Source organism: Xanthomonas sp. MLO165 (assembly GCF_018831305.1).
Classification (GTDB): Bacteria; Pseudomonadota; Gammaproteobacteria; order Xanthomonadales; family Xanthomonadaceae; genus Xanthomonas; species Xanthomonas arboricola.
On record NZ_CP029263.1, the window covers coordinates 3394812 to 3411978 of the forward strand.

10 protein-coding genes are annotated in these 17167 nt (G+C 66.8%); 7 read left to right on the plus strand and 3 right to left on the minus strand.

Annotation, left to right across the window (positions count from 1 at the left end):
• The first annotated feature begins 11 nt into the window (after positions 1 to 11).
• The 6 genes from DGN21_RS14355 (at position 12) to DGN21_RS14380 (ending at position 12415) form a co-directional block, all read left to right on the plus strand.
• The gene (locus DGN21_RS14355; RefSeq protein WP_215824957.1) at positions 12 to 2693 is read left to right on the plus strand and encodes a glycoside hydrolase family 2 protein; all 2682 of its coding nucleotides are present in this window, start codon (positions 12 to 14) and stop codon (positions 2691 to 2693) included.
• A gap of 237 nt (positions 2694 to 2930) precedes the next feature.
• Positions 2931 to 5600, plus strand: coding sequence for a glycoside hydrolase family 3 C-terminal domain-containing protein (locus DGN21_RS14360; protein ID WP_215824958.1), 2670 nt, complete (start codon positions 2931 to 2933; stop codon positions 5598 to 5600).
• 447 nt (positions 5601 to 6047) lie between these two features.
• Complete coding sequence (locus DGN21_RS14365) at positions 6048 to 7508, plus strand: glycoside hydrolase family 125 protein (protein WP_126966183.1); 1461 nt, start codon at positions 6048 to 6050, stop codon at positions 7506 to 7508.
• A gap of 139 nt (positions 7509 to 7647) precedes the next feature.
• On the plus strand, positions 7648 to 9990 hold the full coding sequence (locus DGN21_RS14370; protein ID WP_215824959.1) for a GH92 family glycosyl hydrolase: 2343 nt from the start codon (positions 7648 to 7650) through the stop codon (positions 9988 to 9990).
• A 49-nt stretch (positions 9991 to 10039) separates the two neighbouring features.
• Positions 10040 to 11881: a beta-galactosidase family protein gene (locus DGN21_RS14375; protein ID WP_215824960.1), complete on the plus strand. Its 1842-nt coding sequence runs from the start codon at positions 10040 to 10042 to the stop codon at positions 11879 to 11881.
• 318 nt (positions 11882 to 12199) lie between these two features.
• Complete coding sequence (locus tag DGN21_RS14380) at positions 12200 to 12415, plus strand: hypothetical protein (RefSeq protein ID WP_016904393.1); 216 nt, start codon at positions 12200 to 12202, stop codon at positions 12413 to 12415.
• Positions 12416 to 12487: 72 nt separating this feature from the next.
• Here the strand turns inward: DGN21_RS14380 and DGN21_RS14385 are convergent, their stop codons facing one another.
• Positions 12488 to 12817: a RebB family R body protein gene (locus DGN21_RS14385; RefSeq protein ID WP_104576419.1), complete on the minus strand. Its 330-nt coding sequence runs from the start codon at positions 12815 to 12817 to the stop codon at positions 12488 to 12490.
• A 407-nt stretch (positions 12818 to 13224) separates the two neighbouring features.
• Here DGN21_RS14385 and DGN21_RS14390 point away from each other — a divergent pair, with 407 nt between their 5' ends.
• Positions 13225 to 14337, plus strand: coding sequence for a sialidase family protein (locus tag DGN21_RS14390; protein WP_215824961.1), 1113 nt, complete (start codon positions 13225 to 13227; stop codon positions 14335 to 14337).
• A gap of 622 nt (positions 14338 to 14959) precedes the next feature.
• On the opposite strand, the gene DGN21_RS14395 is transcribed toward DGN21_RS14390, so the two are convergent.
• The gene (locus tag DGN21_RS14395) at positions 14960 to 15691 is read right to left on the minus strand and encodes a copper homeostasis protein CutC (RefSeq protein ID WP_215824962.1); all 732 of its coding nucleotides are present in this window, start codon (positions 15689 to 15691) and stop codon (positions 14960 to 14962) included.
• Positions 15688 to 16752 carry a N(4)-(beta-N-acetylglucosaminyl)-L-asparaginase gene (locus DGN21_RS14400; protein WP_046346022.1) on the minus strand — a complete coding sequence of 355 codons (1065 nt, stop codon included), beginning with the start codon at positions 16750 to 16752 and terminating at the stop codon, positions 15688 to 15690. The genes DGN21_RS14395 and DGN21_RS14400 overlap by 4 nt, the downstream gene beginning before the upstream one ends.
• Positions 16753 to 17167 lie beyond the last annotated feature (415 nt).

Genomic DNA, 17167 nt, shown 5'->3' on the forward strand with positions numbered 1-17167 from the left:
GAGAGTCATCCATGCCCCTGTCCCGTCATCGTTGCGTTCCCGCCCCCGCCCGCCTCGGGCTTGCCCTGGCCGTTGCCATCTCGCAGGCCTGGGCCGCGCCGCCCACCGCGACGCCGCTGGACAGCGGCTGGCAGGTGCGACTGGTGCCGGGCCAGGAGCAGGCCAGGACCTATCCGAAAGCGGCAGCGTGGTTGCCGGCGCAGGTGCCGGGCGCGGTGCAGACCGATCTGATCGCCGCCAAGATCGTGCCGGACCCGTTCTATCGCGACAACGAAGGCAAGATCCAGTGGGCGGGCCTGAGCGACTGGCAATACCAGACCCGCTTCAACGTGGATGTGGCTACGCTCAAGCGCGAGCATGTCGAGCTGGTGTTCGACGGCCTGGATACGTTTGCCGAGGTCACCCTCAACGGCAAGCCGCTGCTCAGCGCCGACAACATGTTCCGGCAGTGGCGCGTGGATGCCAAACCCCTGCTCAAGCGCGGCGACAACGTGCTCGAGGTCAAGCTGTTCTCGCCGATCAAGAAGATCCAGCCGTGGCTGGCCAAGCAGCCGTACGCGCTGCCGGGCGCCTACGATTCCGCCTTCGGCGACGAGCCCGAGTCGCGCCACAGCTCCACCTATGTGCGCAAGGCGCCGTACAACTTCGGTTGGGATTGGGGCCCGCGCATGGTCAATGCCGGCATCTGGAAAGACGTGCGCATGGAAGCCTGGGATGCGGTGCGCGTGGACGGGCTGCATATCGCCCAGCAACGCGTGGATGCCGATAGCGCGCAATTGCAGGCGCAGCTGGAACTGCAGGCCGGCCGCAGCGGCCCGGTGCAGGTGACGCTGGACGTGCTCGGCCCGGATGGGCAGAAAGTCGGGCAATTCACCCAGCAGGCAGTGGTCGACCCCGGCCAGAACCGCATCGATCTGCCGGTGCGCATCGCCAAGCCCAAGCGCTGGTTCCCGGCCGGCTACGGCGCGCAGGACCGCTACACCTTCGTGGCCAGCGTGCGTGATGCCGATGGCGACAGCCAGCAGATCAAGCGGGTCACCGGCCTGCGCTCGGTGGAGCTGCGGCGCGAGAAAGATAAGTACGGCAAGAGCATGGAGATCGTGATCAACGGCATCCCGATCTTCGCCAAGGGGGCCAACCTGATCCCGCTGGATGCGTTCCCCGCGCGCGTGAGCCCCGAGCGCATGCGCAGCACCTTGCAGGATGCGCGCGATGCCAACATGAACATGCTGCGCATGTGGGGCGGCGGGCATTATCAGGACGACCGCTTCTACGAGGTGGCCGACGAGCTGGGCATCATGATCTGGCAGGACTTCATGTTCGGCGGCGCAGTGCCGCCGTACGACGTGGAGTTCCGCGAGAACACCCGGCAGGAGGCGATCGAACAGGTCAAGCGCCTGCGCGACCATCCCAGCATCGTGCTGTGGTGCGGCAACAACGAAGTGCAGACCGGCTGGGAAAACTGGGGCGACCGGGTCAAGTTCAAGCAGTCGGTGGACCCGGAGGAACGCAGCCGCATCGAGCGCGGCATGACCACCTTGTTCGGCACCGTGTTCCGCGAAGTGGTGGCCACCTACGACAGCGACGTGCCGTATTGGTCCACCTCGCCTGGCACCAACTTCGACGGCGCCGCCGACCAGGCCAACGATGGCGACATGCATTACTGGAAGGTCTGGGGCGGCCCCGCGCTGCCGGTGACCGAATACCTCAACGTCACCCCGCGCTTCATGTCCGAATACGGCCTGCAGTCGTTCCCGGACATGCGCACCGTGCGTGCCTTCGCCGAACCCGGCGACATGGATCCGGAATCGCCGGTGATGCGCGTGCATCAGAAGTTCGACAAGGGCAACGGCAACAAGCGGCTGATGCTGTACATCCGCCGCGAATTCGGCGAGCCCAAGGATTTCGAGAGCTTCGTCTACCTGAGCCAGCTGATGCAGGCCGAAGGCATCAACCTGGCCGCCTCGCATCTGCGCGCCTCGCGCCCGCAATCGATGGGCTCGTTGTACTGGCAGCTCAACGATGTGTGGCCGGGTGCGTCGTGGTCCAGCGTGGACTACTACGGCCGCTGGAAGGCGCTGCACTACCACGCCCGCCGCTTCTACGCGCCGGAGCTGATCGCCGCATTGCGTAACGACAAGGGCCAGACCGAGGTGTCGCTGGTCTCCGACCGCACCACCCCGCTGGCCGCGCGTTGGCGCATGCGGGTGATGAACATGGACGGCAAGCTGCTGAGCAAGCGCGAGGAAAAGGCCACCGTCAAACCGCTCAGCAGCCTGCAGGTGGGCAACTTCAGCGACAAGCAGTTGCTGGGCAGCGCCAACCCCAAGCGCAGCTACGCGGTGTTCGAGTTGTTCGACGGCGACAAGCTGCTGTCGCGCGAGGTGGTGTTCTTCGCGCCGGCCAAGCAGCTGGCGTTGCCGGCCGCCAAGATCGACAGCCAGTGGCGCGCCGATGGCGATGGCTATGCGCTGACGCTGTCCAGCAACACGCTGGCACGCGAGGTCTGGCTATCGTTCGGCGATGTGGATGCCACGCTGTCGGACAACGCGTTCGACCTGCTGCCGGGCGAGCCGTTGACCGTGCATGTGAGCAGCAAGGCGGCGCTGGCGCAGTTGCAGTCCACGCTGCAGGTGCGCGATCTGGCGAGCACGCTGGCCGGTGCACCACCGGAGCCGGCCGAGACGAAGTAAGCCGCGCCGGGAGCAGGCGTCAGGCGATGGCGCAGCGCTCGTCTCAGGGCGCTGCGCCATACGCAAAGCCGGCGCGTGGCGCAGTGACTGCAGTCCCGGGCGCAGGTCGCATCCGATTCGGCGTCCGATCAGTAACTACCACTGCGCCAAGTGTCACCAACCGCTGCCCGCGGTGTCGCTGCGGGCAATCCAAGAACAACGCGTGACGGCCACCCGCCGCCCCGCAGGAGTGAGCAGATGTCGTTGTCCGTGTTTCCATGCCGCCTGGCGGTCGCGCTGAGTCTGGGTCTGGGCCTGCCGCTGGTCGGCGCGCCGGCGTTGGCCGCAACACAACCCGATGCGACGCCGGAGCAACGCGCCGCCGCGCTGGTCGCGCAGATGAGCCGCGAGGAAAAAGTCGCGCAGGCGATGAACGATGCACCGGCGATTCCGCGCCTGCGCATCCCCGCCTACGAATGGTGGAGCGAAGGCCTGCACGGCATCGCACGCAATGGCTACGCCACGGTGTTTCCGCAGTCGATCGGTCTTGCCGCCAGCTGGAATACTGCGTTGATGCAGCAGGTGGGCACGGTGGTGTCGACCGAAGCGCGCGCCAAGTTCAATCAGGCCGGCGCCCCGGGTAAGGACCACAAGCGCTATGCGGGCCTGACCATCTGGTCGCCCAACATCAATATCTTCCGCGACCCGCGCTGGGGCCGTGGCATGGAAACCTACGGCGAGGATCCCTTCCTCACCGGGCAGCTCGCAGTCGGCTTCATTCGCGGGCTGCAGGGCGACGATCTGGATCACCCGCGCACCATCGCCACGCCCAAGCACATCGCCGTGCACAGCGGCCCGGAGCCGGGCCGGCACAGCTTCGATGTGGACGTGTCGCCGCGCGATGTGGAGGCGACCTATACGCCCGCCTTCCGCGCCGCCCTGATCGACGGCCAGGCCGGCTCGGTGATGTGCGCGTACAACTCGCTGCACGGCACGCCGGCCTGCGCGGCCGACTGGTTGCTCAACGGCCGCGTGCGTGGCGACTGGGGCTTCAAGGGCTTTGTGGTGTCCGACTGCGATGCGGTGGACGACATGACCCAGTTCCATTACTTCCGCCCGGACAATGCCGGCTCGTCGGCTGCAGCGCTCAAGGCCGGGCACGATCTCAATTGCGGGCATGCCTATCGCGAACTCGGCACGGCGATCGAACGTGGCGAAGTGGATGAAGCCCTGCTCGACCAATCGCTGGTGCGCCTGTTCGCCGCGCGCTATCGCCTGGGCGAACTGGAAGCGCCGCGCAAGGATCCGTACGCAAAGCTCGGTGCCAGGGATATCGATAACGCCGCCAACCGTGCGCTGGCGCTGAAGGCCGCTGCCGAATCGATCGTATTGCTCAAGAACGAGGCCGGCACCCTACCGTTGAAGGCCGGCACGCGGCTGGCGGTGATCGGGCCGAATGCCGATGCGCTGGCAGCGTTGGAAGCCAACTACCAGGGCACCTCGTCCACGCCGGTCACCCCGCTGCTTGGTTTGCGCGAGCGCTTCGGCGCGCAACAGGTCAGCTATGCGCAAGGTGCGCCGCTGGCTGCGGGTGTGCCGGGCATGATTCCGGAAACCGCGCTGCGCAGCGACGGCAAGCCGGGATTGCGTGGCGAATATTTCGATACTGTCGCGCTGGACGGTGCGCCGCGCGTGGTGCGGCAGGACCGCACGGTGAGTTTCAATTGGGACCAGGTCGCGCCCGCAAAGGGCGTGCCGGCCGATCGCTACGCGGTGCGCTGGAGTGGCGAACTGCTGCCGCCGAGCGCGGGCGACTACACGCTGGCGGTGCGGGTGGCGCGCTGCTTCGACTGCGCCGGCCACGACCCGGTGCGGCTGTACATCGACGACAAGCTGGTGGTCGCCGGCAATGCCGAAGACAAGCACGTGCCGGCCGGCATGCACAACGCCGACGGCCGCAGCGTGGAAACCGTGCTGCACTTCGACGACACCCGCCCGCGCAAAATCCGCCTGGAGATGGAACACCGCGGCCAGGACCAGGGGGTGCGCCTGGAGTGGCTGGCACCGGCGGCCGCGCAACTGGCCGAGGCCGAGCAGGCGGTGGCGCAGGCCGATGCGGTGGTGGCCTTCGTCGGCCTGTCGCCGGATGTGGAAGGCGAGGAACTGCGCATCGATGTGCCCGGCTTCGACGGCGGCGACCGCAACGACATCGCCCTGCCCGCCCCGCAGCAGGCGCTGCTGGAACGGGCCAAGGCCTCCGGCAAGCCGCTGGTGGTAGTGCTGATGAGCGGCAGCGCAGTGGCCTTGAACTGGGCCAAGACGCATGCCGATGCGATCGTGGCGGCGTGGTATCCGGGCCAGTCAGGCGGCACCGCGATCGCGCGCATGCTGGCCGGCGACGACAACCCCGGCGGGCGCCTGCCGGTCACGTTCTATCGCTCCACCAAGGACCTGCCGCCCTACGTCAGCTACGACATGAAGGGCCGCACCTACCGCTACTTCAAGGGCGAGCCGCTGTTTCCGTTCGGCTACGGCTTGAGCTACACCAGCTTTGCCTACGCCGCGCCGCAGCTGTCCACTGCAACCCTGCAAGCCGGCAGTCCGTTGCAGGTGACCACCACCGTGCGCAATACCGGCACGCGTGCCGGCGACGAAGTGGCGCAGGTGTATCTGCAATATCCGGATCGCCCGCAGTCTCCGTTGCGCAGCCTGGTCGGCTTTCAGCGTGTGCATCTGAAGCCCGGCGAGCAGCGCACGTTGCGCTTCACCCTGGATGCGCGCGCGTTGAGCGATGTGGATCGCACCGGGCAGCGTGCGGTGGAAGCCGGCGATTACACGCTGTTTGTCGGCGGTGGCCAGCCCGGCACCGGCGCGGCTGGCGAGGCCGCAGCGTTCTCGATCTCGGGGCGTTCGCCGTTGCCGAAATAAGTGCGGCATCTGCGCAACATGCAACAGGCGTCGGCTGTCATGGCCGGCGCTCGGCGGCAGCCACCTGGACGCCTGCAAGGCGTTGCTGATCCGCCCGGCGATCGGCACGTAGCCCGTCGCGGCGCATGCTGGCCGAGGTGGTCCGGGCGGCATGCGCAGGACGATGGCCACTGCGCGGGACCGGCGCACTGGCGCGGGCATGCGGCCGGTTGAAAGCCGGTGCCGCGCGACCGCCGAGGACGCGGACCAGCCACTGCCGCCATGGCCGCAGGCCACGCGTACGGCGCCGAATTGTGCGGGCGCACTATGCACATTCGGCGCACACGTTGTATGGTCATCGGGAATTGGTCATGCAGAGGTCTCATCACCGGCCCGGCACCAGATGCCGCCGCTGCAAGGATGTCCGCTGCGTCGACCGCTTGCTGAAATCCCAGGGAGCTCCAGGTCATGCACACCCGCCGCGACATCCTCCAGTTGCTGGGCGCCAGCGCGGGCGCCGGCCTGCTCGCCGGCGCATTGCCCGCCTTCGCCGCCCCCGTTGCCGGCACCTCCACGGCTGCCAGCAACTTCGTCAGCAAGCGCCCGCCCAAGGCGCAGCGCCGCTTCGTCAGCAAGGCGGTCGAGCAGCAGATCGTGCAGATCAAGGCGCGCATCGCCGATCCCGAATTGGCCTGGCTGTTCGAAAACTGCTACCCCAACACGCTGGACACCACGGTGGAAACCGGCACCCGCAACGGCAAGCCGGACACCTTCGTCATCACCGGCGACATCCACGCGATGTGGCTGCGCGACTCCTCCGCCCAGGTGCACCCGTATGTGCCGCTGGCCAGGCGCGACCCTGCCTTGCGGCGCATGTTCCATGGCCTGATCCAGCGCCAGGCCGCCTGCATCCGGCTGGACCCGTACGCCAACGCCTTCCTGCCCGATGGCCAGACCCAGCGCCTGAAGTGGTCGCTCAACGACATCACCGAGATGAAGCCCGGCGTGGGCGAGCGCAAGTGGGAAATCGATTCGCTGTGCTACCCGATCCGCATCGCGCACGAATACTGGCGCGCCACCGGCGATGCCGCCCCGTTCGACGACGACTGGCGCGCGGCGATGCAGGTGGTGGTCAGAACCTTCCGCGAGCAGCAGCGCAAGGACAACCGCGGCCCCTACGTGTTCCAGCGCCCCTCGCCGTTGGCGACCGAGACCCTGGTGCTGGAAGGCTACGGCCAGCCGACCCGGCCCAACGGCATGATCCACTCGATGTTCCGCCCCTCCGACGATGCCTGCGTGTATCCGTTGTTCGTGCCGGCCAACCTGTTCGCGGTGGCCTCGCTGCGCCAGCTGGCGACGATGAGCACGGCCCTGCATCGCGATGCCGTGTTCGCCGCCGACTGCACCGCGCTGGCCGACGAAGTGGAAGCGGCGACACGCAAGTTCGGCCAGCAGCGCGATACCGATGGGCAGGCCTACTGGGCATTCGAAGTAGACGGTTACGGCAACCAGTTGTTCATCGACGACGCCAACGCCCCCGGCCTGCTCAGCCTGGCCTACCTGGGCTGCTGCGACCGCGCCGACCCGGTGTTCCTGCGCACGCGCCAGCTGGCCTGGAGCGAACGCAACCCGTATTTCTCGCGCGGCAGCGCGGCCGAAGGCGTCGGCAGCCCGCACAGCGGCATGGGCACGATCTGGCCGATGTCGATCATCCAGTACGCGCTGGTCAGCGACGACGACGCGCAGCTGCGCCAATGCCTGCAGTGGCTCAAGACCACCCATGCCGGCACCGGCTTCATGCACGAGGCCTTCGACAAGGACAACCCGAGCACTTTCACGCGCGACTGGTTCGCCTGGGCCAACACCTTGTTCGGCGAACTGATCATCGACCTGCACCAACGCAAACCCCAGCTGCTGCGCAGCGCCTGATTTTGCGAAGGGCCCGCCCGCCCTTCCAACGCGGACCTGCAGAGCGCTTGATCTTCCCTTCTCCCGCCGGGAGAAGGTGCCCGAAGGGCGGATGAGGGTACGGCCCGCCCCACTTCGTGACATCCAAGAGCACATCACCATGGCAACACGACGCGGTTTTCTCCAAGGCGCCATCGCGGCGGCACTGTTCGGCAGCGCAGGCATTTCAGGGCTTGCGCGCGCACGCGCCGGCAACTACGCACTGCCGGCCGATGCGCGCACCCGCGCCGAGCTCACCCGCCATGTCGATGTGTTCATCGGCACCGGCGGCCATGGCCACACCTTCCCCGGTGCGACCCTGCCGTTCGGCATGGTGCAGCTGAGCCCGGACACCTACAACGCGGTGTGGGATTCGTGCTCCGGCTATCACGAGTCCGACGGCTCGATCATGGGCTTTTCGCACACGCACCTGTCCGGCACCGGCATCGGCGACATGCTGGATTTTCTGCTGGTGCCCGCCACCGGCGAAGTGAAGCTGGTGCCCGGTGCACTCGACGCACCGGACAGCGGTTACCGCTCGCGCTACGACCATGCCGACGAAGCCGCCTCGCCCGGCTATTACCGCGTGCGGCTCAAGGACAGCGGCGTACATGCCGAACTCACTGCCACCGCGCGCGCCGGCCTGCACCGCTACCACTTCCCCAAGGGCAAGCCGGCGCACGTGCTGCTGGACCTGTGCCACGGCATGCAGGACAAACCCGGCATCCCCACCCGCATCACCGACGCGCAACTGCGCGTGGTCGACGACCGCACCCTCACCGGTGGCCGGCGCGTCTATCAATGGGCGCAGGGGCGCTACATCTATTTCGCCATGCGGCTGTCGCGTCCGTTCAAGCAGGTGCAGCTGTACAACGAAGACCAACCGCTGGCCGCAGGCACGCGCAGTGTGGACGGCGTGCACCTCAAGGCCGCATTGCACTACCCCGACGCAGCCGACGCACCGCTGCTGATCAAGGTCGGCATCTCCGCCGTCAGCGCCGACAATGCACTGGCCAACCTGGATGCCGAACTGCCGGACTTCGACTTCGCCCGCGTGCATGCGCAAGCCGTGGCCGCCTGGGAAAAGGAACTGGCACGCGTACGCATCGACAGCGATGACGACGCGCAGCGCCGCATCTTCTACACCGGCCTGTATCACAGCCTGCTCGCGCCCACCCTCTTCAGCGACGTGGATGGCCGCTACCGCGGCATGGATCTGCAGATCCACACCGTCCCCAAGGGCTATCACAACTACAGCACCTATTCGCTGTGGGACACCTACCGTGCCGCGCATCCGCTGATCACCCTGGTGCAGCCCGAGCGCGTACCGGACCTGCTGCAATGCCTGGTGCGCGGCGCCAACGAATGCCCGGACGGCGTGGGCATCTGGCCGCTGCAAGGCGTGGAAACCGGCTGCATGATCGGCTACCACTCGGCGGTGGTGCTGGCCGAGGCGCATGCCAAGGGTTTCACCGGCATCGACTACACCGCCGCCTGGCCGGCCTACCGCAAGCGCGCCATGGACGACACCACCCATGGCCTGGCGTACTACCGCAAGCTCGGCTACATCCCTGCCGACAAGGTGGACGAAGCGGTCAGCCGCACGCTGGAATACGCCTACGACGACTGGGCCTGCGCGCATCTGGCGCAGGCCGCCGGTGCCACCGACGATGCACGCGCACTGCGCGAGCGCTCGCGCAATTACCGCAACGTGTTCAATCGCGACAGCGGCTTCGTGCAGGCGCGTCTGGAAGACGGTAGCTGGGCCACGCCGTTCGACCCGCGCGGCATGGGCCATATCAGCAAATGGCGCGATTTCACCGAATCCAACGCCTGGCAGGCCAGCTTCCTCAACCAGCACGACCTGTACGGTTACATGGACCTGTACGGCGGCCGCGACGGCTTCGTCGCCAAGCTCGACGAGCTGTTTTCCACCAGCTCCGAACTGCCCGCCGATGCGCCGCCGGATATCGACGGCCTGGTCGGCCAGTACGCGCACGGCAACGAGCCAAGCCACCACGTCGCGTATCTGTTTGCCTACGCCGGCCAGCCGTACAAGACCCAGGCGATGGTGCGCCGGCTGCTGCGCGAGCAATACCACGACGCGCGCAATGGCCTGTCCGGCAACGAGGATTGCGGGCAGATGAGCGCCTGGTTCGTGCTCAGCGCGCTCGGGCTGTATGCGGTGGACCCGGTCAGCGGCAACTACGTCCTCGGCAGCCCGCTGTTCAAGCGCGCAGAACTCGATGTCGGCAACGGCCGCACGCTGCGCATCGTCGCCAACCACAGCAGCGCGCAGAACGTGTATGTGCAGGCGCTGAGCTGGAACGGCAAACCGACCAACCGCAGCTGGATGCGGCATGCCGACCTGGCCGCTGGCGGCACGCTGGAATTCACCATGGGCGCCAAACCGAATCCGGCCTTCGGCGCGAACAAGGAGGATCTGCCGCCTTCGTTTGCTTGATGTTTGTCCTTGCTCGTCACTCGTCACTCGTTACCGCCGAGAATCGCCCATGTTGCGCAGCACCCTCAGCCCCCTCGTCCTGGCCCTCGCGCTGGCGCTTCCCGTCGCCGCCAGTGCCGCCGACACCCACACCTGGCCCAGCTTCGGCACCCAGGGCACGCAGTTCGTGCGCGACGGCAAGCCGTATCAACTGCTCTCCGGCGCCATCCATTTCCAGCGCATCCCGCGTGACTACTGGAAAGACCGCCTGCAGAAGGCGCGCGCACTGGGCTTGAACACGGTGGAGACCTACGTGTTCTGGAACCTGGTCGAGCCGCAGCAAGGCCGGTTCGACTTCACCGGCAACAACGATGTGGCCGCCTTCGTACGCGAGGCCGCCGCGCAAGGCCTCAACGTGATCCTGCGGCCCGGCCCCTACACCTGCGCCGAGTGGGAAGCCGGCGGCTACCCCGCCTGGTTGTTCGGCAAGGACAACATCCGCGTGCGCAGCCGCGACCCGCGCTTCCTCGCCGCCAGCCAGGCCTATCTGGATGCCGTGTCCCAACAGGTGCGTCCGCTGCTCAATCACAACGGCGGGCCGATCATCGCCGTGCAGGTCGAGAACGAATACGGCTCCTACGGCGACGACCACGCCTACATGGCCGACAACCGCGCCATGTACGTCAAGGCCGGCTTCGACGACGCCTTGCTGTTCACCTCCGACGGCGCCGACATGCTCGCCAACGGCACCTTGCCGGACACCCTGGCGGTGGTGAACTTCGCCCCCGGCGAGGCCAAAAGCGCGTTCGACAAACTGATCAAGTTCCGTCCCGACCAACCGCGCATGGTCGGCGAATACTGGGCCGGCTGGTTCGACCACTGGGGCAAGCCGCACGCCAGCACCGACGCCAAACAACAGACCGAAGAGCTGGAGTGGATCCTGCGCCAGGGGCATTCGGCCAACCTCTACATGTTCATCGGCGGCACCAGTTTCGGCTTCATGAATGGTGCCAATTTCCAGGGTAATCCCAGCGACCATTACGCCCCGCAGACCACCAGCTACGACTACGACGCCATCCTGGACGAAGCCGGCCGCCCCACCCCCAAGTTCGCGCTGATGCGCGACGCCATCGCCCGCGTCACCGGCGTACAGCCGCCCGCGCTGCCCAAGCCGATCGCGATCGCGGCGCTGCCGGAGACGCCGCTGCGCGAATCCGCCTCGCTGTGGGACAACCTGCCCGCCCCGATCGCCATCGACACCCCGCAGCCGATGGAGCACTTCGGCCAGGACTACGGCTACATCCTCTATCGCACCACCGTCACCGGCCCGCGCAAGGGGCCGCTGTACCTGGGCGAGGTGCGCGATGTGGCGCGGGTATACGTCGACCAGAAGCCGGTCGGCAGTGTCGAGCGCCGGCTGCAGCAGGTCTCCACCGATGTGGATATTCCGGCCGGCCAGCACACGCTGGATGTGCTGGTCGAAAACAGCGGCCGCATCAACTACGGCCCGCGCATGGCCGACGGCCGCGCCGGGCTGGTCGACCCGGTGCTGCTGGACAACCGGCAGCTCACCGGCTGGCAGGCCTTCCCGCTGCCGATGCGCTCGCCCGACAGCATCCGCGGCTGGACCCGCACCCCCGTCGCAGGCCCGGCCTTCCACCGCGGCACGCTGCGCATCGGCACACCGACCGACACCTATCTGGACATGCGCGCCTTCGGCAAGGGCGTGGCCTGGGCCAACGGCGTCAACCTGGGCCGCCACTGGGCCATCGGCCCGCAGCGGGCGTTGTATTTCCCGGCCCCGTTCCAGCGCAAGGGCGACAACAGCGTGGTGGTGTTCGACCTGGACAGCACCGCCAAGCCCGGCGTGCGCGGCCTGCAGCAGCAGGTGTGGATCACGCCGAAGGAGTAACCGGCACGCGGGTGGCGGGCCGCTGGCGATTGCGCACCTGTCCGGGACGGCGATCGCAGGCCGCACGCCCATCCCCCGTCGACGCCCAACCCAACCGCCAGGCAACCCGCCGGGCGCCCCCGGAGCGCCCCCCTTCAGACCGCCGCGCGCCCGCCGCTATCTGGAGGTCCGCCGCCCGCGCAGCGTCTGCTACCAATTGTGGTATCGGACCGATCGCATTCCAGGCAAGATCACCGGCTCACGCCGTTGTGGAAGGCAGTGGCGCATTCCCGTCGTCCTATCGGGCGACGGTCAGATCGTGAGTTCCAGGAGCGTTTCATGTCGTCGTCCACCGTTACGCAAGACCCTGTCTCCGCGGTTCCGGAGCAGACCCAGCACGCCTTCGCCGAACACGTCCACAGCAAGCCCGCGCCCAGCCAGCCGATCGGCAGCACCGAAGCGGCGCACCTGATGACCTTCCTGTGCCAGACCCACTCGGCCAAGCAGCCGCAGATCCTGTTGCCGCCGCAGGCGCGCGACGACGACGCGGCCTGAGTGCGACGACGCTCGCGTCAGCAATGGCAATAGCAACATTGGCGACAGCACTGCCGCTGTCGCCAGCCGCCATTATTTGCTGGTGTTGAACGCATTGAGCACGGTGAGCAGACTGGTCAGATTGTCGGCGACGCCCGCCTGCGCGATCTTCTCGACATCCGCCGCCGAGGCGGTCGTATCAAGGCTGTAGATCTGCATCACGCCCTGGTTGCTGGCGGCCTGCGACAGGGTGTTTTGCTGCTGTTGCACCGATACCGCGTTCTGAAACAGGATGCCGCTCGAATGCGCCATGCTCTGGTAGATCGTGCTCGTCGCCATTGCAGGCGCCTCGCCAATGACCTTGACGTTGGACTGCGTGACAGCATCGGTGATCTGGTCGTTGACTGATGTTGGAAAAGCCATACGTGTGCTCCTGAGTGGACGGATACACGGCGCTGCGCGTTGTTGCACGCCAATCGGCCCTGAAAGCCGGTCGCACCGGTTTACCGCGTTGCGGTGCGCCGACCAAGCGCCAGGCACACCGCACACCGTGTCATCTCGATAACGGCCTGCTCGCGTACGACTGAATCCTCGCAACGCCGCTTCGCGATGGACGTCGCAGGCGCAGCAAAGTTCTGCGTCATGGCGGTGTGCAGGGTCAAGGCGGTCAGGCCGAGTGCGGCCAGCCAGCGCAATGTGGAGAGCGGGTGTCATGACATCGCCGCGCCTCGCCGTGGTCGGTGACCACGGCCGCCTGGGATGACCGGGGAGCATGGTATTTAATAGATAATAAATAGGTATCTTTAAAATCCGCACAGGACTTCACCACGATGCTCCCGTCACGCCTGCTGACCTGCCTTGTTGCGAGCCTTGCCGCCTGCGCAGTTCAAGCCGAATCGCCCATGCCGACGCCCTCACCCATCGTGCTCAGCGAGTTCATCGCCGACCCGGCACCGACACCGCAGGCGCACGCCTCCACGCTGCTGGAAACCCGCGACGGCACGCTGCTGGCGGCCTGGTTCGGCGGCGCGCACGAGGGAGCGGCCGATGTCGGTATCTGGCTCGCACAACGCGGCGCGCAGCACTGGCAGTCGCCACGACGCATCGCCGATGGCGCGCACGCAGGCACCAATGGCGCCGCGCTGCCGGCCTGGAATCCGGTGCTGTTCCAGTCCGTCACCGGCCCGGTGCAGCTGTACTACAAGCTCGGCCCAAATCCGCGCGATTGGTGGGGACTGCGCACCACTTCCGATGACGACGGTGCGCACTGGTCGCCGCCGCAGCGCCTGCCCGACGGCATTCTCGGCCCGATCAAGAACAAGCCGGTGCAATTGCCGAACGGACGCATCCTTGCGCCCAGCAGCAGCGAAGACCGCGGCTGGCGCGCGCATCTGGAATGGAGCGAAGACGACGGCGCGCACTGGCAGCGCGGCATGCCGCTCAACGACCCGGCGGTGATCGGTGCGATCCAGCCCAGCGTATTGCTGCACGCAGACGGGCGCGTGCAGGTGCTCGGGCGCAGCCAGCAGAACAAGTTGTTCAGTACCTTCTCGCAGGATGGCGGCCTGCATTGGCAACCGATGCAGTTGCTGGATGTGGAGAACCCCAACTCCGGCACCGACGCGGTGATGCTGCGCGACGGCCGCGCCCTGCTGGTCTACAACCCCGGTATCGCCGGCAAGGACTGGTGGGATGGTCGCGGCACGCTTGCGGTGGCGCTATCGACCGACGGCGTGCATTGGCAACGCGCCCTCACGCTGGAAAACAGTGCAAAAGACGAGTTCTCCTACCCAGCCGTGATCCAGACCCGCGATGGTCTGGTCCATATCAGCTACACCTGGAAGCGCCAACGCATCAAGCATGTCGTCCTGGATCCGACACGACTTGGCAGCGAGGCAGATGACATGAGATCGCCGCAGTCATTGCCCGGAAGTGTGCAATAGATCGAACGGTCGAGGGCGCGATTCCCTCGCCGCTTGCGGGACACGGCATAAACCTGTCCGCGGATGCTCCTTGGCGGCATCCATCATGCTCTGCTTGCAAACACGCACACCGACCATCTCGACAGGTCCTTGTCCGCCCGCCGTCGCGGGACCTTACGCGGCATGGATGCCGCGTAAGAGCCTACATGGACGTACTTGCGGCGTGTCCCGCGAGGGTGGGCGGGCAAGGGCCCTGCAACGAAGCACCAGATCAGATGCTTTTCCCCGCTTCTTCCACAGTGCCCGTCTGAGCTCAACACAAGAGCTTTGCCGCCGTTTCAACGCAGCAAAGCTTGATGGTCGTGCACACAAGCAACTCGCCGACCGCCGCTCCTGCTCTTGTCCACGCATACCGACCATCTCGATAGGTCTTTGTCCTCCTACCGGCGCGGGACCTTACGCGGCATGGATGCCGCGTAAGAGCCTACAAGGAGGTACTTGCGGCGTGTCCCGCGAGGGTGGGCGGGCAAGGACCGGCAGCCAAGCTACAGCTCACATGCCACGCCGTCGCTTCACCTAAATTGCCCAGCCACAGCGTGCAAAAAGGTCCAGCTCACGTGCTCCACAATCGGCACACAGCGCCTCACAGCTCTTGCAACACCCCCACGATCCGCCGCACACGCGCCACATCGGTACGCTGGTAGTCGCCGCCCAGATCGGAGATGTACGCGTGCGGCGCATGCACCTGCGCCGCGACCGGCCCACGTGAGGAGGCATGGAACTCGCGCGCGCCGGTGTTGGCACGCAGCGCACGCACATTGCTTTCGGACACGCCCGCGCCCGGCATGATGCTGATGCGGTCGCCCGCCTGCCGCACCAATGCGGCAATGGTGTCGACACCTTCAAGCGCGCTCGCACGCGCACCGGAGGTCAGCACGCGCTCGCAACCCAGCGTGATTGCATCTTCCAGCGCGCGCGACGGATCGGCACTGACATCGATCGCACGATGAAAGGTCACGCCCAGCGAACCGGCTGCGGCGATCAACACCCGCATCGTGCCCATGTCGACCTGCCCGTGCGGATCCAGCGCGCCTAGCACCACGCCATCGCAGCCCAGCCGCACGCATTGCTCCACATCGCGCCGCATCACCTCGACCTCCGCCGCGTCGAAGACGAAGTCGCCCACGCGCGGACGGATCAATACGTATAGCGGAATCTGCAATCGCTCACGCACCACCGCCAGCGTGCCGAACGATGGCGTCAGCCCGCCGCCATCCAGGCCCCCGCAGAGTTCGACCCGCATCGCACCGCCTTCCTGCGCCGCCAATGCCGACCCCACCGAATCGGCGGCCACTTCCAGCCCCAACCCACTCATGCTGCAGGCTCGGTGGTGTAGTGGCTTTCACCGGGCACCAGCAGATCCTGCCGCTGCGCATCGCAGACCGCGTAACTGAAACCCTTCTGGATCGCGAACGCCCCCACCTCGCCACGCTTGTTCATCGCCAGAAATCCTACCTGCAAGGTGCGGGTGAGTTCGGGCTTGCGCCGGATCAGCCGCATCACCACCTCGCGGCAGGCATCGGCCGGCGACTTGCCCTGGCGCATCATTTCCACCACCGCAAAACTGCCGACATTGCGGATCACCTCTTCGCCGACGCCGGTCGAGGTCGCACCGCCCACCTCGTTGTCTACATACAGCCCCGCGCCGATGATCGGGCTGTCGCCAACCCGGCCATGCATCTTCCACGCCATGCCGCTGGTGGTGCACGCGCCGGACAGATTGCCGTGCGCATCCAGCGCCAGCATGCCGATGGTGTCGTGATTGTCCTTGCCGCCCGGCAGCTTCGCATCGCGCCAGGCGCGGTTTTCGATATTGGCTTCCGGTGAATACTTCGAGGTCTTCAACCACTCTTTCCACGCCGCTTCCGAGCTGGGCGTGAGCAGCTTGGTCTGCGGAAATCCCTGCTCCAGCGCGAACTGCCGCGCGCCATCGCCGACCAGCATCACATGCGGGGTTTTTTCCATCACCGCGCGCGCCACCGAAATCGCATGCACCACATCTTCCAGCGCCGCCACCGAGCCGCAATTGCCCAGGTGATCCATGATGCAGGCGTCCAGCGTCACCCGGCCGTCGCGGTCCGGATAGCCGCCCAAGCCAACAGTCGGATTACTCGGGTCTGCTTCCGGCACGCGCACGCCGGCTTCCACCGCATCCAGTGCGATACCGCCGCTGCCAAGGATTTTCCAGGCCGCCTGATTGGCGGCAATGCCGAAATCCCAGGTGGAAATCACCCGCGCCGCGCCGCGCGGCAGCGCGGTAACGCGTCCGGCCGTGCCGGCACCGGCGGCCGCCTGCGCACGTGCGCCCCACCCGGCCAAGCCGGAAGCGATCGCACCAAGCGTGGCGCTCTTGAGAAAGTGACGACGTTGGATCATCCGGGCGAACTCCATGCAGGAAGAAGACAGGCAACCGCAGTGCGCGGCCATAGCCTTCCATCATGCGGCAGCACCGCGCGCGGATAAACCGCCTTGCGGCGCCCAGCAGTGCGGATTCGCGCATAACGCGCAGCAATGACTGTAAAGCCCCTCTCCCACAGCGGCGAGAAGGCACGGCTTGCGCGCGGGCCTTGGAGCGCCCGCGCTGCTGGCGCGGGCCGGGACGCGGAGCGGAGGTCGGGGTGAGGGTACGGGGCGACCGGCACCGCCCTGCAGCGCCGTGCCCTCATCCGGCGCTAGGCGCCACCTTCTTCCAATGGGAGAAGGGAAGCATCAAGCCCCTCTCCAACGGGAGAGGGGTTGGGGTGAGGGTACGCAGACAAGTGATGCCCATCGCCCAGCCCTCCCCGCAGCG